Origin of the sequence: Streptomyces adustus (genome assembly GCF_009377175.1) — a bacterium.
Taxonomy (GTDB): domain Bacteria; phylum Actinomycetota; class Actinomycetes; order Streptomycetales; family Streptomycetaceae; genus Streptomyces; species Streptomyces adustus.
On record NZ_VJZD01000114.1, the window covers coordinates 1 to 19,595 of the forward strand.

15 protein-coding genes are annotated in these 19,595 nt (G+C 73.1%); 4 read left to right on the forward strand and 11 right to left on the reverse strand.

The features are described from left to right. Window positions 1-18: 18 nt before the first annotated feature. From sbnA to FNH09_RS25470, 5 genes are all read right to left on the reverse strand, one after another. A complete protein-coding gene (gene sbnA, locus FNH09_RS25450; RefSeq protein ID WP_152891924.1) occupies window positions 19-993 on the reverse strand; it encodes a 2,3-diaminopropionate biosynthesis protein SbnA in 975 nt (324 codons plus the stop codon). Between the two features lie 34 nt (window positions 994-1,027). Further along, the gene (gene sbnB / locus FNH09_RS25455; RefSeq protein WP_152891926.1) at window positions 1,028-2,071 is read right to left on the reverse strand and encodes a 2,3-diaminopropionate biosynthesis protein SbnB; all 1,044 of its coding nucleotides are present in this window, start codon (window positions 2,069-2,071) and stop codon (window positions 1,028-1,030) included. After that, window positions 2,068-3,081, reverse strand: a complete 1,014-nt coding sequence (locus FNH09_RS25460; RefSeq protein ID WP_152891928.1) for a TauD/TfdA family dioxygenase — start codon at window positions 3,079-3,081, stop codon at window positions 2,068-2,070. Before FNH09_RS25460 ends, sbnB begins: the two co-directional genes overlap by 4 nt. Before the next feature lie 77 nt (window positions 3,082-3,158). Then, window positions 3,159-5,444 (reverse strand): non-ribosomal peptide synthetase, encoded by a 2,286-nt coding sequence (locus FNH09_RS25465; RefSeq protein ID WP_152891930.1) that lies wholly within the window; start codon window positions 5,442-5,444, stop codon window positions 3,159-3,161. Window positions 5,445-5,467: 23 nt separating this feature from the next. Further along, the gene (locus FNH09_RS25470; RefSeq protein ID WP_152891966.1) at window positions 5,468-7,870 is read right to left on the reverse strand and encodes a Pls/PosA family non-ribosomal peptide synthetase; all 2,403 of its coding nucleotides are present in this window, start codon (window positions 7,868-7,870) and stop codon (window positions 5,468-5,470) included. 1,178 nt (window positions 7,871-9,048) lie between these two features. On the opposite strand from FNH09_RS25470, the gene FNH09_RS25480 reads away from it, so the two are divergent. Both FNH09_RS25480 and FNH09_RS25485 read left to right on the forward strand, forming a co-directional pair. Continuing rightward, the gene (locus FNH09_RS25480) at window positions 9,049-10,284 is read left to right on the forward strand and encodes a YihY/virulence factor BrkB family protein (RefSeq protein WP_338017682.1); all 1,236 of its coding nucleotides are present in this window, start codon (window positions 9,049-9,051) and stop codon (window positions 10,282-10,284) included. A 278-nt stretch (window positions 10,285-10,562) separates the two neighbouring features. Next, window positions 10,563-11,246 (forward strand): helix-turn-helix domain-containing protein, encoded by a 684-nt coding sequence (locus FNH09_RS25485; protein WP_162469080.1) that lies wholly within the window; start codon window positions 10,563-10,565, stop codon window positions 11,244-11,246. 37 nt (window positions 11,247-11,283) lie between these two features. Here the strand turns inward: FNH09_RS25485 and FNH09_RS25490 are convergent, their stop codons facing one another. Together FNH09_RS25490 and FNH09_RS25495 are read right to left on the reverse strand one after the other, a co-directional pair. Beyond that, window positions 11,284-11,682, reverse strand: a complete 399-nt coding sequence (locus FNH09_RS25490) for a VOC family protein (protein WP_152891936.1) — start codon at window positions 11,680-11,682, stop codon at window positions 11,284-11,286. Between the two features lie 82 nt (window positions 11,683-11,764). Continuing rightward, complete coding sequence (locus FNH09_RS25495; protein ID WP_152891938.1) at window positions 11,765-12,400, reverse strand: VOC family protein; 636 nt, start codon at window positions 12,398-12,400, stop codon at window positions 11,765-11,767. 197 nt (window positions 12,401-12,597) lie between these two features. Here FNH09_RS25495 and FNH09_RS25500 point away from each other — a divergent pair, with 197 nt between their 5' ends. Beyond that, the gene (locus FNH09_RS25500; RefSeq protein WP_152891941.1) at window positions 12,598-13,461 is read left to right on the forward strand and encodes an isocitrate lyase/PEP mutase family protein; all 864 of its coding nucleotides are present in this window, start codon (window positions 12,598-12,600) and stop codon (window positions 13,459-13,461) included. 69 nt (window positions 13,462-13,530) lie between these two features. On the opposite strand, the gene FNH09_RS25505 is transcribed toward FNH09_RS25500, so the two are convergent. From FNH09_RS25505 to FNH09_RS25515, 3 genes are all read right to left on the reverse strand, one after another. Next, on the reverse strand, window positions 13,531-14,031 hold the full coding sequence (locus FNH09_RS25505) for a CAP domain-containing protein (RefSeq protein WP_152891943.1): 501 nt from the start codon (window positions 14,029-14,031) through the stop codon (window positions 13,531-13,533). 407 nt (window positions 14,032-14,438) lie between these two features. Beyond that, window positions 14,439-15,482, reverse strand: coding sequence for a LacI family DNA-binding transcriptional regulator (locus FNH09_RS25510; RefSeq protein ID WP_152891946.1), 1,044 nt, complete (start codon window positions 15,480-15,482; stop codon window positions 14,439-14,441). 156 nt (window positions 15,483-15,638) lie between these two features. Continuing rightward, window positions 15,639-16,652, reverse strand: coding sequence for a hydroxyacid dehydrogenase (locus FNH09_RS25515; protein WP_152891948.1), 1,014 nt, complete (start codon window positions 16,650-16,652; stop codon window positions 15,639-15,641). 235 nt (window positions 16,653-16,887) lie between these two features. On the opposite strand from FNH09_RS25515, the gene FNH09_RS25520 reads away from it, so the two are divergent. After that, on the forward strand, window positions 16,888-18,468 hold the full coding sequence (locus FNH09_RS25520) for a carboxylesterase/lipase family protein (protein ID WP_152891950.1): 1,581 nt from the start codon (window positions 16,888-16,890) through the stop codon (window positions 18,466-18,468). A gap of 56 nt (window positions 18,469-18,524) precedes the next feature. Here FNH09_RS25520 and mmuM read toward each other — a convergent pair whose 3' ends face one another. Next, window positions 18,525-19,457, reverse strand: coding sequence for a homocysteine S-methyltransferase (gene mmuM / locus FNH09_RS25525; RefSeq protein WP_152891952.1), 933 nt, complete (start codon window positions 19,455-19,457; stop codon window positions 18,525-18,527). Between the last annotated feature and the right edge of the window lie 138 nt (window positions 19,458-19,595).

Sequence of the window (19,595 nt, forward strand, 5' to 3'; positions counted from 1 at the left end):
GGCGGGCGGCGGTCGGGGTCAGCCCAGTCGGGACAGCGCGGTCTCCAGCGGGTCCTCCGTCAACGCCTCCTCCGGCCAGCCGGGGCAGTACACCGTGTCGAGATAGCGTTCACCCAGGTCAGGGGCGATACCGACGGCCGTCAGACCGGGGCGTCCGTGCTGCGCCAGCCACGCCTCGGCGCCACTGACGACCGTGCCGGTGGAGCCGCCGAACAGGAACCCCCGCGCGGCCAGCCGACGGCAGGCGTGCACGGTGTCCCGCTCCTCGACCCGCACCACGTCGTCGACGTACGACGTGTCGAGCAGCGGCGGCCGCACGCTCGTGCCCAGGCCCGGAATCATCCGGCGGGCCGGGGCGCCGCCGAAGGTCACCGAACCCACACTGTCCACGGCGACCACCCGCACCCGCCGCCGCCACTGCCAGAACCAGCGCGCGCAGCCCATGAGCGTGCCGGTGGTACCGGCGCCCACGAACAGCACGTCCAGGTCGGGGAAGCGACGGGCGATGGCGGGCGCGGTGGTGCGGTAGTGCGCCCGCCAGTTGCCCGGGTTGGTGTACTGGTTGAGCCACACGTACCGCTCGTCCGAGGCGCACAGCGCCCGCACGTACGCGATCCGGGCGCCCAGCAGACCGTTCACCGGGTCGGGCTCCCGGATCACCTGGACCCGGCTGCCGAGCGTCTCCATCAGCCGGATGGTCGGCTGGTTGCACCGCGCGTCGGTCACGCACAGGAACCCGTAGCCCCGGCTCGCGGCGATCACGCTCAGCGCCACGCCCAGGTTCCCGGACGACGACTCGACCAGGACCGAGCCCGGCCGCAGGACGCCGGCGCGCTCGGCGGCGTCCACCATCTCGCGCGCGGCCTTCAGCTTGACGGACCCGGCGAAGTTGAAACCCTCGCACTTGAGATAGAGCGGCAGCTCCAGCGCGGCCCGCAGGTCGACGTAGAGCTCCTCCTCGTTGAACTCCGAGGGATCGGAGATGACGGGCATGTTGTCCCCCTGTTCCCGCTGCATGCCCCGCCGGTCATCCGTGCCGGCGCAGTTCGTGGAAGAAACCGTCTACGACGCGCAGTTCGCCCATCCGGACCGTCTCGTCGTGGACGAACCGGCCGACCGCGAGGTCGAGCACGCCCAGCCCGAACGGCGAGAAGACCACCGTCCGGTCCGCCGGGACCTCCGCCCGCCCGGTCAGCACGTCGTACAGCGTGCCGTCGAGGAACTCCCGGCTCCCCGTGAGGCGTTCGACCAGATGCGGCGAGGTTTCGGCCTTCAGACAGTGCTCGACGTCGTCGACGAAGTTCGCCGAATCGAGCAGGATCCGCGGATCCAGATCGCGAAGCGACACATGCAGCACGAGCGGATGGTGCGCGAACCAGGCCGGGTCGTGGACGTGCGGCCGGGCCGCCACGGTGGCGAAGACCAGCAGATCGCTCGACCGGACCAGGGACTCCGCGCTGTCGTGCACGGTGATCCGGCCCTTCGTCCCCGACCGCTCCAGATAGCCGCGGAAGCCCGCCGCGCTGTCCGCGGACAGGTCGTACACCCCCGTCTCCTCGAACTCCCAGCCCGTCGCGGTGAGATGGGTGTGGACATAGCGGGCGATCAGTCCGGTGCCGACGAAGCCGACCCGCGCCGGACGCGGCCGGGACCTGCTCAGCCGGTCCGCGGCCAGCGCCGCCGAGGCCGCCGTGCGCGTGGCGCTGATGACCGAACTCTCCAGACAGGCGTACGGATAGCCGGTGACGGGGTCGTTGAGGATCAGCACGGCGGACGCGCGCGGGAGCCCCGAGCGGGTGTTCTCCGGGAAACTGGAGATCCACTTCAGCCCGTCCACCCGCTGCGGCCCGCCGAGCGAGGCGGGCAGCGCGATGATCCGCGCCGACGGGCGGTCCTCGAAGCGCAGGAAGTACGAGGGCGGGTTCACCGACTCGCCCTCGCCGTGCAGCCGGTAGGCCTCCTCGACGAGCCGCCCGACCTCGGGCTCCCGTCCGTCCAGGGCCCGCTGGACCTGTTCCCCGGAGACGACCGCGAAAGCGGGCGCGTCGATCCGGTCCGGTGTCGTCGTCATACCGTTCCCACCTCGTTCTCCATCGCCGTCGGCGCGTGGCCGGCCGGCCGGACCGGGTCACCGAGCGCGGCGAGCACCTCGCGCGGTCCGGTGAAGGGCTCCCTGCCGTGCGCGGTACGGATGTTGTCGACCAGCAGCAGATCGCCGGACTGCCACGGTTCGCGCACGGTGTGGGCCTCGTACACCTCGTTGATGCAGGCCACGACGTCCTCGCCGATCGGGTCCCCGCCGCCGAACCGGGTGCTGAACGGCAGCCCCTCGGGGCCGTAGACGTCGATCAGGTACTCGCGTACCTCGGGCTCCATCGTCCACTCGCTCAGGAACGAGATCTGGTTGAACCAGCAGCGTCGGCCGTCGGCCGGGTGCGCGAGCACGGCGCCGCGCCGCTGCCGGGTGCGCAGCGCGCCGTCCTCCTGCCAGGCGAACTCGATGCCGTGCGCCCGGCAGTAGCGCTCGACCGTGGCCCGGTCGTCGGTGCCGAACGCCTCGGCGACCGACGCCCCCAGCTCGTCGTGGTAGGTCCGGGCCAGCGTCCAGCCCTCCTTCTCGAACCGCTCGGTCAGCTCGGCGGGCAGCGCTTCGAGCACCGCCGCGGCGTCGGCCAGCGGGGTCGCGCCGCCCTCGGCCGGCGCCTCCAGGCACGCGAACAGCAGCAGACCCGGGAACTCGTCGGCGTAGCTCAACTCGTGGTGCAGGCACATCTGCTGGTTCGGCGGCCATTTGGTGGAGGAGTACACGCCGTCCCCGTACGTCCGGCGCGGCGCGAACGGCTCCCGGTCCTGCATCAGCGTGTCGGCCAGCCGCCGGAAGACGGCCGCGCAGGTGTCCGGGTCGCCCAGGCCGAGACCGCGCACCAGCACGCTTCCCTGCCCGGCGACGACCGCCCGCAGCGCGTCACGGTGCGACTCCGCCCAGGCGACCGGGTCGCCACCGGGATCGGCGTGCAGCAGTGGCGGACTGCCCGGGGCCTGTGCCAGGCCCGGGAGGACGAGGGGAGATGAGGACGTCATCTCGTGGTTCCTTTCGGTGGTGCGAATGAGCGGTTGTGCGGGGGTGGACAGAGGGTGCGGCGGGCGGTCACCGCTGCTCAGACCGCGGAGTCGAGCAGGACCGCCAGATCCGCGAGGACCGGATGGCCGGTCACGTCCTTGAGGGTGACCGCCCGGTCCAGCGCGATCACCAGCCGTACCGCGGCCAGCGAGGTGCCGCCGCGGTCGAAGAAGTCGTCCAGGCGGCCGATCCGGTCGGCTGGGATGCCGAGCACCTGCGACCAGGCGGCGGCCATCCGGTGCTCGCCCGGTGTGTCGGGGCCGCCCTCGACCGCGCCGAGCCGCTCGGCGAGCGCGCCCAGCGTCCGGCGGTCGATCTTGCCGTTCGCCGTCAGCGGCAGCCGGTCCCGCCAGTGGACGGCCGACGGGACCATGTAGGCGGGCAGCGACGCGGCCAGCCGCTCCCGGACGACCCGCGCGTCGACCGGCGACGCGCCGGTGCAGAACGCCACCAGGCGGGTGCCCCGTACGACCACCACCGCGCCGTCGCGGACGCCGGGCACCCGCAGCAGCGCGTTCTCGACCTCGCCGAGCTCGATCCGGAAGCCGCGCACCTTCACCTGGCTGTCGCGCCGCCCGAGGAACTCCAGTTTCCCGTCGGGCAGCCAGCGCCCGTGGTCGCCGCTGCGGTACAGCCGCTCGCCCGGGCGGTGCGGGTCCTCGGTGAACGCGGCGGCGGTGCGCTCGGGGTCGTTGACGTACCCCCGGCCCACGCACACACCGGAGAACACGATCTCGCCCGGTGCCCCGAGCGGCACCGGCGCCAGCCCGGCGTCGACGACGTACACGCGCACGTTCGCGATCGGCCGCCCGAGCGGGACCCGCGCCTGCTCCGGCACCGCGCGCATGACCTCGTGGTTGGTGTCGTCCGACGTCTCCGTCAGCCCGTACGCGTTGACCAGCCGGATCCCGGGCCGCGCCGCGAACCAGCGCTGCACCAGCTCCTTCTTGACCGCCTCCCCGGTGACCGACACACAGTGCAGGTCGGCCAGTTCACGCGGCCGCTGCTCCAACTCGGCCAGCACCGCGTCGAGATACGACGGTACGACCTGGAGCACATGGACCCCGGCCCGCTCGACGGTGTCCACGAACAGCGGCACGTCCAGGATGGTCTCCTGCCCGACCAGCAGGGTCCGGCCACCGGCCACCGGCCCCGCCAGCAGCTGCCACAGCGAGATGTCGAAGCACTGCGGCGCGGTCTGCGCGACCGTCTGTCCGGCCTCGATCCCCAGGTCGTCGATCTTGGCGAGGAGATGGTTGAGGAACCCCGCGTGCTCGCACATGGCGCCCTTGGGCTCACCGGTGGAGCCGGACGTGAAGTAGATGTAGGCGAGCTGGCCGGCGTCGACCTCGATTCCGAGGGGGCTGTCGTCGTGCTCCTCGGTCCACACGGTGTCGACCAGGACGGTCCGGGCGTCCACCACCGCCTGGTCCAGCGTGTCCGTGCTGCCCTGCTCACCGACGACGAGTTCGCAGCCGGCCCGGGACAGGACGGCAGCGATCCGCTCGGCCGGGAAGTGCGGCTCGACGGGCAGATAGACCCCGCCCGCCTTCAGCACCCCGAGGACGGCCGCCATCCACTCCAGATCGCGCTCCATGACGACGGCGACCACGCCCTCCCGGCGCAGGCCCCGGGCCAGCAGCGCCCGGCCGATCCGGTTGGCGCGGGAGTCCAGCTCCCGGTACGTCCACTGCCGGTCGCCCTCGACGGCGGCGATCGCGTCCGGGTGCAGCGCCACCCGGTCCTCGAACAGCTCGTGCACCCGGCGGTCCGGCAGTTCGCGCGACGGGCCCGTCAACTCGGTCAGCTGGTGGTGGAGTTCACCGGCGGACAGCAGGCTCTGCGCGGTGTGGTCGGCGTCGGGGTCGGCGTCGATCAGGGCGAGCGCGGTGAGGTGGTAGCCGGCGATGCGCTCGGCGGCCCGGGCGTCCAGGACGTCGGTGCGAAAGCGCAGCCGCAGCCGGCCGTCGTGCAGGCTCACATGCAGTACGGCGTCGTCGGCGCCGTCGTGGACGCCGTACGGGTCGAGCACCGTCTCGGCCGCCGGGTCGCCGCCAGGGGCCGCGCTCTCCATCAGCTCCCGCCACGACCCGGGACCGGCGGACAGCCGGTGGGCGACCGGCTCCTCGCCCTTCGCCGGGACGAGCCGGGTCGTCACTTCGTGCTCGCCGGACAGCGCGGCGAGCACCTTGGCGTGCGCGGCCAGCAGCACGTGCTCGGTCGGCGGCTCGTGCTCGGTCGGCGGCACCGGCCGGGGCAGCGGCACTTCGTAGGTCGACACGCCCGGCACCGGGGCCGTGGTCCACCTGGGGATCGTCTCCATCGTCGTTTCCTTCTCCGTCTCCGTCACGCGCGGCGCAGGGCCGTCGCGGGATTGCCGCCCCAGTGCGCCCGCGGCGGTACTTCCTCGCCCTTCATCAGGAAGGAGTCGGGGGCGAGCACGGCGCCGTCGCCGAGCGAGACGCCGTAGTGCACGAGTGCGCCGGTGCCGAGCGTGCAGCCGGCGCCGATCGTGATGTGCTCGGACTTGAAGGTGCCGTCCTCCTGCGAGTGCGACTGCACCTTGGTGTGGGCGCCGAGCGTGCAGTCGTCGCCGATCGCGGTCAGGGTGCGCTCGGTGATGTAGCAGCCGTCGTCGAAGACGCGGCGGCCGATCCGGACGCCCAGCAGCCGCCAGACGACGTTCTTGAACGGGGTGCCGTTGAACACCGCGAGGTGGTGGTCCGGCACCTTCCACAGCCGCTCGTGCCACCAGAAGTACGGGTCGTAGATCGAGCACAGCCGCGGTCGCAGCGGCCGGAACCGGCCGATCACGCGTTCCACCAGGGCCCAGTAGCCGGTGGTGAACGGCAGCGCCACGACCATGGCGGCGCCGATCAGCAGACCGCCCGCCGTGCCGTGGGCCGCGGACAGGTCGACGGCGCCGAACCCGAGCACGGTGAGCAGGCACCAGTGCAGCCAGCGCAGGAACAGGAACAGCCCCATCGTGCGCAGGTTGTGCCGGTTCTTCGCGGCCAGCCGACGGCGCAGTTCGTCGCCCTCGCGAAGGTGGTCGAAGCGGGTGTCGCGCTCCACGGTGCGCGGGATCTCGAAGGGCGGCGAGCCGAGCAGCCCCACGCCCTCGCGGATCTCGCCGTCGAGCGGGACCATCACCTTCGTCGCGAGCAGGCAGTTGTCGCCGGTACGGCCGCCCGCCGGGTAGGCGATGTGGTTGCCGAGGAAGTTGTGCGCCCCGATGACGGTGCGCGAGAGCCGGAAGGACGTGGCGGAGAAGTCGGCGTTGACGATCGACAGCCCGTCGGCGACCATCGTGCCGCTGCCCACGGTGGCCAGGTGGGGCGACTCGTGCCCGACCGCCGAACCGAAGTTGGAGCCGGTCTGCTCCACCTCGCCCAGGTCGTAGCCGATGGCCCGCAGATAGCCGGTGATGTACGAGCTGTCGCCGAACAGCCAGATGAAGAAGCGCGCGTTGGACAGCCGGGCGATCGCGCGCTGGACCGAGTGGTGGAGGCCGTAGAGCGGATACGTCCGGTCCGGGCGCACCAGCGGGCGCAGCAGCCGCGGCAGCAGGCACACGGTGGCCAGGCCGACCACGACGAAGCCCGCGAAGAGCACCAGGGACAGGCCGAGCGCCTCGACGTAGAACCGGGGTGTGCCCAGGTCCTGGGTGTTCGGGTCGGTCAGCCGGTCGAGCGCGGGCACCAGGGGGAGCAGCAGATACGTCCCGCCCACGGCGACGGGTACGTACACCAGGAGCAGCTGGAGGAGTCCGCCCAGACCGTAGACGGCGCGGCGCACGGTCCCGCACGGCGCGGACGGCACCCGGACGTAGTCGACGTCGGTGGGCTGGGCGGGCGAGCCGTGCCGGTGCTCGCCGGCCGGGACCGCGACGCCGCCGTGGAGGGCGGAGGAGTGGCCGAGCTGGGCGCCGTCGCCCATCGAGGTGCCGATGTCGAGGACGGTCCGCTCGCCGACGTACACGTCCTTGCCGAGGGTTACCGGGCCGGTCCGGATCCGGCCCGCGTGCGCCCGGTAGCAGAGGAAGAAGCTCTCCTTGCGGATCACCGTGCCGGAACCGATGGTGAGCAGGTCGGTGCAGACCGGGACGGAGTGCGACAGGATCGTGACGCCCCTGCCGATCCGGGCGCCCAGGGCCCGCAGGTACAGGACGTACAGCGGACTGCCGGCGAACAGGACCATGGGGTTGGCGTGCAGCAGTGACTTGACGATCCAGAACCGGAAGTAGGCGAGGCTCCAGACCGGGAACTCGGTCTCCTTCCAGCGGCCGACGAGCACCCATTTGGCCACCACCGGCACGGTGCAGACCCCGGCGAACACCGCGCCGCCGAAGACCGCCGAGCGCACGTAGACCGCGGCCACGGAGTCGACGTCGGAGATCCAGGAGTAGCCGCGGGCGGTGACGAGGCCGGTCACCAGGCAGTACCCGACGAAGACCAGCAGTTGGAGGGCGCCGCACAGGACGTACCGGGCGGTGTTGCCGGGCGGGGGCGCGGGGACCTCGACCGGGGCCGGGAGGTCGGCGGGCTCGTCGGCCAGCGCGGCGGCCAGGCCGCGGATCGTCGGATGGCCGTAGACGTCCTTCATGGACACCGCGGGCAGGTCGGGATGCTTGCGGACCCGGGCGCAGAACTGCGCCATGACCAGGGAGTTCGCGCCGAGATCGTCGAAGAAGTGGCTGTCGACGGGGACCTCGTCGCGGCGGACGACGCCCGCGAGGACCTCGGCCAGAGCGCTCTCGGTGCTGGTGCTGGTGCTGGTGCCGGTGCCGGTGCCGGTGCCGGTGGCGGCGAGGCCTGGGCCCGGGTCCGGGCCGGTGCCCGGGACGGTGACGGTGCCCTTGACGGTGCTGGGCTTGCTCACCACGTGCGCTCCTTGGTGCGGCTTGACTGGTGGTGCGGGTCGACGACGGGGGGAGTGGTCGCGGTGCGCGCCCGCCCGCCTGCGGCGGCGACCGGGCGTTCCAGCGGCCCCCGGCCCCGGGAGCGGCGCCACGCGACGGTGAGGAGCGGTGAGGCCGCGGCCGGTACCCCGTACAACGAACCTGGTGAGCGCCCCGATACGCCCGCGGCGCCGGACCGCGGCCGGACGGCGGCGGCCGGACCGACCGGGACCGGCCGCGGCGCGGCGGGGCCCCGGCCGTCGCCCAGGGGCGGTGACGGCGCAGGCGTCGAGGAGCGCGATACCGGCATGTCGGTTCTCCGGACAGGAATGGCGGACAGGAATGGCGGACAGAAATGAAGAGCGGAATGGCGAAGGACGGAACGGTGAAGGACGGAAGGGCGCCGGCCGGCATGCGGCCGCGCTGGGTTCCGGTGTCTGGGCGCAGAAGTGACCCGAGATGTTCGAGTGGAATTCGTTCGAAAGAATGTATGAGTGGCCGCGTGAATGTTTGGCGTGCAGAAAATGGCATGGTGCAGCACGGCATGACCCACGTGGAACCACGCGGATCACGGGTAACGCGGCTGGATCGGGTCTTGGTCAGAGACCCCTGTTGTCCCCCGTGTCGTGTGCGCCGAGCCCTCCTCGGAGCGCGCAACGAATGCAATCAGAATTCTTTCGAGCCACTCAGGAACGGGTCAAGGGCATTTCGGTCATTGACCCGTTCGCAACGGCCATCCATTCGCCGTGCGAACCCCGCTCGTCTCTCGATCACCCGTCCCACCGGGACACTCACCGATCGGACCGTGCAACTGCTCCGAAGGATTCCGGTTCTTCCTGACGTATAAATTCGGCCAACGCGGACATGACAGAAAAATGGTTCGATTTTATCGGTGGTTTCTTCTGGGTTGCTCATGAATTGCTGCCCGGTTGCGCGGCGCGAGGGAGCCCAGCGGCGTCATGGTCCGGCCGGTCCGACCGTCACACCAGGGGTGATCTCATGCGTGTGCGGCGGATACCGTTAGGGGGTGCAGCCAGCAAGTCAGTCTCCCGAGCAACCCGAGATCCCGTCCGGGCGTCTCCACCGGGCCCGTGCCCTCTACCGGAACGTCTCCAAGCGCAGGACCGCCTGGCTGCTTCTGAAGGACACCGTCAACTCCTGCATCGAGTACCGCATCCTCGGTCTCGCGGCCGAGGCGGCGTTCTTCTCGCTGCTGTCCGTGCCTCCGCTGCTGCTGAGCCTCATCGGACTGCTCGGCTATGTCGACGACTGGACCGGCACCGACAGCATCAGCAGCCTGGAGAGCAACCTCCTGGAAGCCTCGCGCACCGTCCTGTCGGACCGGGGCGTCAGGGAGATCGCGCAGCCGATCCTGGACGACGTGATGAAGGGCGGCCGTCCCGACGTCATCTCCATCGGCTTCCTGTTCGCGCTCTGGTCGGGCTCCCGGGCGGTGAACGTCTTCGTCGACACCATCACCGTGATGTACGGCCTCGACGGCGTCCGCGGGATCGTCAAGACCCGGCTGATGGCCTTCCTGCTCTTCATCGTGGCGCTGCTGATCGGCTCGGTCGCGCTGCCGCTGATGGTCGCGGGTCCCGACGCGGTGGTGCGGATCGTGCCCTGGTCGACGACGGTCGTGCAGATCCTGTACTGGCCGGTGGTGATCCTGCTGTCCGTCGCCTTCCTGACGACGCTCTACCACGTGTCCGTGCCCGTGCGCTCGCCCTGGATCGAGGACGTGCCCGGGGCCCTGGTGGCGCTCGCCATGTGGGTGCTCGGCAGCTTCCTGCTGCGGATCTACCTCCAGCACACCATCGAGGGCGCGACGATCTACGGTTCCCTCGCGGCCGCCGTCGCCGTCCTGCTGTGGATCGGTGTGTCCGCGTTCGCCGTGCTGGTCGGGGCCGCGGTCAACGCGGCCATCGACCGCGTCTGGCCGGCCGCCGCGACCGCCGCCGCCCGCGCGGCCAACGAGCTGCACCGGGAGGAGGTCGCCGCGGAGTACGTCGCCCGCAGGACGGCCGCGCGGACGCACGACTCGGACGACCCCGACGACGACGATCTCTACGACGCCGACATGCCGTCCGAGTTCCCCGAGCGCTGGTCCCGCTTCCTGCCGCCGGACGACGTCACGGGACGCCTGCGCACCCACGCGAAGAACTCCCCGAAGGGCAACGGCACCAACGGCACCAACGGCATCGGTCGCGACGGTACGGACGGTGGCAACGGGAACGCGGAGGAACCGCCGACGCCGAAGTGACGGCCGCGGGCAAGGGCCGCGGCGGGGGCCGCGTGGGCCGGGGGCGCGGACCGGTTCGCGCGCCGTGTGCGTGGGTCCGTACGCCGGGCCGCATGCCCCGGGCGCCTGGCGCGGCGCACCGTTCCGGGCGCGGCAGCGGCGCCTCGAACCTGCGTGTGTGCGCCTGGTGCGCCTTGTACGACCACGCGTGCGCCCGGCGCGCACAGGATCGGGCCGGTGTGCCCAGCCGCGCCCGGCAGCGGGCGAGGCGCGGTCGCGAGCGGCGTAGCCTGGCCCCCGTGTACGCGGAGCGGCGGTCCTCCCTGCTGAGCGGCGCGGTGGTGTGGACCCTCACGCCCTCCGCGCCGGAATCCCGCCCGGTGCTGCCCGACGGCTGCATGGACCTGCTGTGGACCGAGGGCAGGCTGCTGGTGGCCGGACCCGACACCCGGCCGCACCGCCCCGAGGGCGCGCCCGCGCGCTGGGCGGGCGTCCGCTTCTTCCCCGGCACCGCGCCCGCGCTCCTCGGCGTACCGGCGTACGAACTGCGCGACCGGCGGGTGGAGCTCGACGACCTGTGGTCCGCCGCGTCGGTACGGCGGCTGCGCGAGCGGGTCGACGCGGCGGCCGACCCCGCCGCCGCCCTGGAGGAGATCGCACGGGAGCGGGCCGACGCCTCGGACCCGCCCGACCCCGTCACGGCGAGCCTGGTGACCGCCCTGGCCGCGGGCCGGCCGGTCGCCGCCACCGCCGACGCACTGGGTCTCGGGGTCCGGCTGCTGCACCGCCGCTCGCTGGCCGCCTTCGGCTACGGACCCAAGACGCTGTCCCGCATCCTGCGGCTGCAACGGGCCCTCGCCCTGGCCCGCGACGGCGTCCCCCGGGCCGAGACGGCGATCCGGGCCGGCTACGCCGACCAGGCCCACCTGGCCCGCGACGTGCGGCAGCTCACCGGTACGACGCTGGGCGCACTGCTGCGCTGAGCGGCTCCCCGGGGCCCGCTCGGCTCACTCGGCCCGCTCAGCCCGCTTCCAGTGGGGCGAACAGGTCCACGCCGTTGCCGTCGGGGTCGAGCACCACGGCGTAGCGCTGTCCCCAGAAGGCGTCCCACGGCTTCAGTTCGCCGTGGTACCCGGCGCCCACCAGCTCCCCGTACACGGAGTCGACCTCGTCCGGCCCCTCGCACCGCAGGGCCAGCGCGGCCCGGCCCTCGCCGGACGGCGCCCGCCACTGCGGACGGAAGGACCGGACGGTGTCCTCCGTGTCCAGCAGCAGCCTCAGCCCGCCCGGCAGTTCGATCTCGACGTGCGGCTCGCGCTCGGCCCCGTCGGGGATCGTGAACCCGAGCCGGCGGTAGAAGGCGACGGAGGCGGCCATGTCGGAGACGACCAGCCCGATGGCATCGAATCGTGGACTCATGGGGCAACCGTAGGCGGCGGCCCGGACGCCGGTCTTGAACGAATCGGACACCGGGTACGGACGTCCCGCGCGCCCACCCGCCTCAGCCGAAGGTCACCGGCCCCCGGGGCGTCCCTACGGTGAACGAGATCCCCACCGGGCCCCGCGTGACGGGGAGTTCCGTGCCGAGCAGGGTCAGCAGCGGCCTGATCGCGTCCGGGTCGGGGGCGGTGGCGGACAGGGCGAGCAAGGGGGTCACCGGCAGGCCCGACGCCGAGGGGTGGGCCGAGGCGCCCCAGTCGATGAGGAACGGCACCAGCCCCGAGGGGTGTGCGCTCCCGTCGGTCAGGCGCCACTCCAGCAGGGTGCCGTCGGGACGGCGGCGGCTCATCGCCCGTACCGCGCCGGGGTCGTGGCCGTGGGCCCGCGCGGCCGCGACCGTCGCGTCCAGGTCGGGCGGGCTGATCGCCCAGGTGACCGTCCGCGGGGCGGCCAGACCGTCGACGCCGAAGGGCCGCGGACCCGCGGCGTCGGGCTGCTCCGGGTCCGGCCCGATGATCTCCAGATAGCTCGTGCCGCCGAGCCCGACGAGATGGTTGCGGGTGCCGAGCCCGACATGGGCACCGCCGGGGGCGGGCGTCACACCGGTGCGCCGGGTGAAGTCGGCGACGGTCGCCGCCAGATCGGGGGTCGCGAGGACGAGGTGGTCCAGCAGCGGGACGATAGCGTCGGCGTTCATCCCGCCCGAGACTACGCTTTCCGCCCCTGCCGGAGTGACGCTTCTCCGGTGAACCGGCTGCGCCGATGGAGTGAGCAAAGCCCGTCCAAGGGAAGAGTTCGGCTCCGCCCTGGAGATCCTCTCGTCTTGGCAAAGGGCGTCGTGTCGCGACGACCCGCACGTGACAGCGTGCCCAACTCCCGTGGAGGAATCGCATCTTGACGTACGGTAAGAGGTTGCGCGCGCAGATCGCCGGGCCGGGGACCACCCCGCTGATCGGCGTGTACGACATGTACTCGGCGTCGATCGCCGCCGACCACTACGACGGGATGTTCGTCTCGGGCTTCGGCTTCGCGGCCTCGCACTACGGGCTGCCGGACATCGGGTTCATCGCCTGGCCGGACATGATGGCGTTCGTCCAGCGGCTGCGCGGCGCGTTCCCCCGGCACCACCTGCTGGTGGACATCGACGACGGTTACGTCGATCCCGAGGTCGCCTGCCATGTGGTGGAGGGGCTGGAGCGGATCGGGGCCTCGGGGGTGATCCTGGAGGACCAGAAGCGGCCGCGCCGCTGCGGGCACGCCGACGGCAAGCAGGTGCTGCCGCTGCACGAGTACCTCGCCAAGCTGGAGATGGTGCTGGCGACCCGCCGCGACCTGGTCGTGGTGGCCCGTACCGACGCCACGGACGAGCACGACATCCTGAACCGGGCCAGGACCCTGGCGGCGACGGACGCGGACGTGGTCCTGGTCGACGGGGTCCGCAGCGTGGAGTGGATCCGCCGGATCCGCGACGTGGTGGGCGACAAGCCGCTGCTGTTCAACCAGATCGCGGGCGGCAAGTCCCCGAGGCTCTCGCTGACCGAACTCGCCGAGCTGGGCGTCGACGCGGCGATCTACAGCACGCCCTGCCTGTTCGCCGCGCACGAGGCGATGCACTCCGCGCTGGCCGGACTCAGGGCGGCGGACGGCCGGCTGCCCGAGATCGACACCGCGACCGGGGTCGGCGTCAGGGCCGCCACGGAACTGCTGGAGCGCAACATCGCCCGGCTGCGGGACGAGCCCCAGGGCGTGGGCGTGTGAGCCCGCGCCCCACGACGGCGACGGCCGTGCCCCGCACTCCTGGCGGCGCACGGCGATCCGCCGGGCGGCTCAGGCGTACCTGCACACCGTGATGCCGTTGGCCGCGCCGCAGCCGATTCTCGTGTACCCCGGCACGATCATGTTGTAGTAGTGCCCCCACTGGAACTTGTATCCGTCGCTGTTGGTGTCGTGGACGGTCGTGGCGTCGTAGGCGGCCTTCTCGCTGGCCCATTGACCGGTGGCCGAGGTCGGCCCGGAGCCGGATATGTTCTCCGCGCCGTTGTTGAAGGACAGGTCGTGCCGCAGGCTGCCGCCCGCCAGGGACGCGGGGTTGTCGGCCCAGGCCTGGGCTCCCTGGGCGAGCCCGCTGTCCCAGGACAGGGGCCCCTGGTTCGCGCCCTGACGGACCGTGTTCGTCTGCGAGAGGATGGTGTTCTGGTCGCCGCCGCTGATGTCGGCGGGCAGCCCCGTGGCATGGGCGGTGGCGCCCGTGGTCAGGACCGTGCCCGCGCACATCAGCGCCGCCGCGACGGCGGTCGTGGCACGGCGGTGTGTACGGGAATTCCTCATGGTGACTCCCTGAATGCAGGGCGACCCGGGCGGCCCGAGCGACGCGGGCAGCCTGAGCGACGAAAAGCGCGCTGGAATGTGACCGGCGCGGGATCCCGGCCGTCGGAAGCGGCCGCGGGGCCGGCACGCGGGACGGCCCGGGGCCGTCGGTACCGAAAGAGGTCGGTTCGGCGGCCCGCACGGCCGCCCTCGGCAGATCCAGCGTATGCCGAGCGGATTCGTGAGTCGACCGGAGGCGCGGCCGGAGCCCGGCCGGGCTCCGCGGGCGGTGAGCGGTGCCCCGCCCAGGGAGGCGCGGAGCACGACGGTCACCGTCTCGCTCCTTCGGATCGCCTCCCGTTCGGCTGCCGCGCACTCAAGACTGCGTCCACTCGGGCCCGTTGAGCCGGTCCGATGCGCCCGGGGTCTCAACTCCCTGGCGGGGCCGTGCTCGACCGTTCCACCAGGCGTGTCGACAACTCCGTGCGGGTGCCCTCCGGGCGGTGGCCGTCCGCCATGCGCACCAGCAGGCGCAGCGCCGTCGCCGCCATCTCCGCCAGTGGCTGGCGGACGGTGGTCAGGGACGGGCTGGCCCAGCGGGCCTCGGGCAGGTCGTCGAAGCCGACCACGCTGACGTCGTGGGGAACCGTCAAGTCCCGTTCCGCCAGGGCCTGGTAGACCCCGAGCGCCATCCGGTCCGAGCAGACGAAGACGGCGGTCGGCGGCTCGGGCAGATCCAGCAGTTCCCGCATGCGGATCCGCGCGCCGGCCTCGTCGGCGCGGCCGTGGCGCAGGTACTCGGGCCGTGAGCGCAGCCCGGCGGAGGCGAGGGCCGAGCGGTAGCCCGCGACCCGGGCGCCGGCGCACAGCGTGCGCCGCGGACCGGCGATCACGGCGATCCGCTCGTGCCCGAGCGAGAGCAGATGCTCGGTCGCCGTGACCCCTCCCTGCCAGTTCGCCGCCCCCACCGACACCACGTCGGGCGGTGGTTCGACCGCCGGGTCGATCAACACGTACGGAATGCGGAGCTGGTCGAGCCGCGCGTACTGGGACGGCGTCGGCTCGGCCAGGTTGAGCAGCACGCCGGCCGAGCCGCGCGCGGTGAGTCGGTCCAGCCAGCCGCGCTGCGCCCGCGCGGCCCCCGGCCGGGGGGCGTCGGCCGAGACGACCACGTCCAGGCCGGTGTCCTGGGCCGCCTCCTCCACCCCGTGCAGCACCGCGCCCGAGCGTGGACCGTCCAGCGCGGGCACGACGAGATCGACCAGCCGGGGCGGCCTGACCGTGTCGAACCGGGGCCGGCGGACATAGCCCAGCCGGTCCAGCGCCTCCGTGACCCGGCGGCGCGTGTCGGGGGCGACGTCGTCCCGGCCGTTGACCACCTTGGACGCGGTCGGCACCGACACCCCTGCCTCACGGGCCACGACCGCCAGCGTCGGTCCGGCCGTCGCACTCGCGGACCCCGTACGGACCATCGGAACCACCTCTCTGGACACCGACGTGCAGAAAGCGCTTGCTATCCTAGGTGTGTCTCGGCAGGGATCAAGGGCTGCGCCGAAAATCGCCCGACCCGGCCGCGGACCACCCGGGACGCCGTACGGACGCCTGCGGATGCCGTACGGACGCTTCCGTCAGGCGGCCCTCGCCAGGTCCGCGTACCGCACCTCGTGGGCCAGGGGCAGGCCCGCGGCCAGGCGTTCCAGTTCCTCGACGACGACCCGGCCGAGCCGCTCCAGCTCGTTGCCGAGCGAGCCTGCGATGTGCGGGGTGAGGAACACGTTGGGCAGCCGGTACAGCGGGGAGTCGGCGGCCGGCGGCTCGGGGTCGGTGACGTCCAGGACCGCGTGCAGCCGACCGGAGACCAGTTCGTCGGTGAGGGCGTCCGGGGCGACCAGCGCGCCCCGGGAGGTGTTGATCAGCGTGCCGCCGTCGCGGATCAGCGCGAGCCGCTCGCGGTCGAGCAGATGCCGGGTCTCGGGCAGGTCGGGGGCGTGCAGGCTGACGATGTCGCTGCGGCGCAGCAGATCCGTCAGCCCCAGCGGCTCGGCGCCCAGCGCGCGGGCTTCGGCGGCGTCGACGTACGGATCGTGCAGGAGGAGCTCGAAGTCGAACGGGCGCAGCAGTTCCAGCAGCCGGCGGCCGATCCGCGAGGCACCGACGATCCCCACCCTGCGACCCAGGTTGCCGGTGTGCGCGGTCTCGGCGGGGGACGGCTTGGCGTGCGTCTCGCGGTAGCGCTCGCGCCGCGCGAAGGCGTCCTTCCCGGCCAGCAGGATCACCGCGAGGGTGTACTCGGCGACCGGCAGCGCGTTGGCGGCGGCCGCGCTGGAGACGGCGATCCCGCGTTCCCACACGGCCTCCCCGGCCACCGGGCGCACCGAGCCCGCGGAGTGCAGCACGGTGCGCAGCCGGGGTGCGGCGGCCAGCGCGCCGCCGTCCAGCCGGGGGCAGCCCCACCCGGTGATCAGGACGTCGGCCCCCGCCAGGGCCCGCGCGGCGGCGGGATCGGCGAAGTCGCGCACCACGAGCCCGGGGTCGATCACGGCCGTCCGCCGCAGCCGGGCCAGCAGGGGTGCCGGGAAGAGCTGCGGGAGGTGCGCCGGGTCCATGGCGAACACGGCCAGGGGCGGCTGGGTGCTGGGCATGACCCTCCTGGGGCGCGTAGGAAACGCTTTCTGAAAGTGTCCTCCAACGTAGATCCAGGTGGCAGGCGGGTCAATCGGCGGGAGCAGGTCCCCCGGAGTCCGTGCGGGGTGGGGCTCGACCGGGGAGGTGGTACGCCGAACGGCCCAGCGAGAGGCCCGTGCGGCGGAATACCGCGCGCCGCTGTGTTGCTCTTGCCTTACCGGTGCGTGAGCGCGGCGAAGGGCTGGTGGGCAGATGACGGCAGACCGGACGAACCCCGTGGTCAGAACCCCGTACGGGGCGGTGAGCGGCAGATTCGAGCGGGGTGCCGCGGTGTTCCGGGGCATTCCGTACGCGGCCCCGCCGGTCGGCCCGCTCAGGTTCCGGCCGCCCGTGCCGCCCGAGCCCTGGGACGGCGTGCGGGACGCGGGGGCCTTCGGGCCGACGGCGCCGAAGCCCCCGTACTCGGAGGCCTTCGCGCAGTACCTGTCCGACCCGGTGGTGGCGGGCGAGGGCTGGCTCAACCTGAACGTCTGGACACCGGAGCCCGGCCGCGGCGCCCGGCTGCCGGTTCTGGTGTGGCTGCACGGCGGCGCGCTGACCCGCGGTTCCTCCGCCGTGCCCGTGTACGACGGGCAGCCCTTCGCCCGGGACGGGGTCGTGTTCGTCTCCGTCAACTACCGACTGGGCGTGGAGGGCTACGGGCTGTTCCCGGACGCCCCCGCCAATCCCGGCCTGCACGACCAGCTGGCCGCCCTGCGCTGGGTGCACGAGTCGATCGAGGCGTTCGGCGGGGACCGCGGGCGGGTGACCCTGTGCGGGCAGTCGGCGGGCGCGATCAGTGTCGGCGCGCTGATCGCGGCCCCGCAGGCGCAGGGGCTGTTCCGGCGGGCCGTGCTCCAGAGCGGGCCCCCGGAGGCCCTCGACCGGGACAAGGTGCGGCGCATGGTGCGCCGGATGGCGACCCGGCTGAAGATACCCGCGACCGCCGAGGCCTTCGCCGCCGTGGATCCGGCGGTGCTGCTCAGGGCCCAGGCCGAGACCGGTCGCCTCAGCAGCCCGGTGCTCGGCGGGCCCGCCTTCGGCATCGTCGTCGACGGCGACCTCGTGCCCCGCGACCCCCTGGAGGCCCTGGTCGAGGGCACCGTCGCCCGGGACACCGACCTGCTCATGGGCTGGACCCGCGACGAGTACCGGCTGTGGCTGGTGCCGGGCGGACTGCTGGAGCGCGTCGACCGGCTCGGCCCGGTCGCCCTGGCCGGGGCCATGGCCCGCTGCCACTGCGGCGGCGAGGTGGTGCGCGGCTACCGCGCCCTGCGTCCCGACGCGGGCACCGCCGAGATCGTCGGCCAGCTGGTCACCGACCACCTGCTGCGGATCCCGCTGCACCGGCTGGCCGACGCCCGGCCCGGATCGTCGTACGTCTACGAGTTCGCGTGGCCGTCGGGGCGGACCGGCCTCGGCGCCTGTCACGCCCTGGAGCTCGGCTTCGTGTTCGACACCGGCGAGGTGCCCGAAGCCCGCAAGCTCGCGGGCGAGGGCGCGCCGCGGGAACTGGCCGACGCGATGCACCGGGCGTGGGTGCGGTTCGCCGTCGAGGGCGATCCGGGGTGGCGGGCCTGGGGCACCACGCACCCGGTGCAGCTGTTCGGCGACGGCGAACCGCATGTCGTCCACGGTCCACGGGACGCCGAACTCGCCCTGTGGGCCGCCGATGCCGGCGCCCCGGAACCCGCCCCGGAATCGGACCCGCCGTCCGGCCGTTCCACGCGCGGTACGGAACTGCGGTCGGCGGTACGGAGGTTGCGCCGTTCGGTCGGTGTCCGTCGGCACTGACTCCTGCCGCGCCCCGCCCGATGTCCCGTGCCCGGCCCGGTACTTGGGGGCAGCGCCTACGCCGCGCGATTCAGGGTCCGCGCGATCGCGGCGATCTCCGCGGGGCCGACCCGGCAGCAGCCGCCGATCAGCCGGGCGCCCGACTCCCGCCACCCCTGGACCTGTTCGGCGGTGAAGGAGGGGCGGCCCGTCCAGTCGCGGGCCTCGGCGTCCCAGCTCTCGCCGCTGTTGGGGTAGACGACCACCGGTTTGCCGGTGACCCGGGCCGCGGTGACGACGGCGGCGTCCACATCCCGCGGCGCGCAGCAGTTCACACCGACGGCGACGATCTCGTCCGCCTCCGCGGCCAGGGCGAACGCCTCCGCGAGCGGCTGCCCGGCCCGGGTGCGGTCGCCCGCGACGGAGTACGAGAGCCAGGCCGGCACCCCGAGCCCGCGCACCGCCCGCAGCAGCGCCGCAGCCTCGTCGGTGTCGGGGACGGTCTCCAGGGCCAGGACGTCGGGGCGGGCGGCGGCCAGCACCTCCAGCCGGGGCCGGTGGAAGCGTTCCAGTTCGTCGACGCCCAGGCCGTAGCGGCCCCGGTACTCGGAGCCGTCCGCGAGCATCGCCCCGTACGGGCCGGCCGACGCGGCCACCCACAGCGGGCGCCCGACGCCCCGGGCGCGGGCCCGCCGGGCCGCCTCGCGGGCCAGCTCCACGCTCAGTCCGAGCAGCCGGACGGTCTCCTCGTGGCCGACGCCCTGCCGCGCGAAACCCTCGAAGGTGGCCTGGTAGCTGCCCGTGATCGCCACGTCGGCGCCCGCCTCGAAGTAGGCGAGATGGGCCTCGGTGAGCGCCTCGGGCCGTTCGGCGAGCAGTCGGGCCGACCACAGCGCGCCGCCGAGGTCGTGCCCCGCGGACCTCAGCTGGTTGGACATCCCGCCGTCGAGGACGACCGTGCCCGCGGCGAGGGCCTCGGTGAGAGTCGGGGCAGGAAGGTGGCTGCTCATGGGGCGACGCTAGCCGACGGGTCCGGAGACACACCCCGGACGGGGCCGCCGACCGATCCTTCCGACGTTTTTCGCCCCGCGTGACCCGTTGACCTCCACGGAGCCCACCCTTACCTTTTCCGCGTTCGTCATGCCACA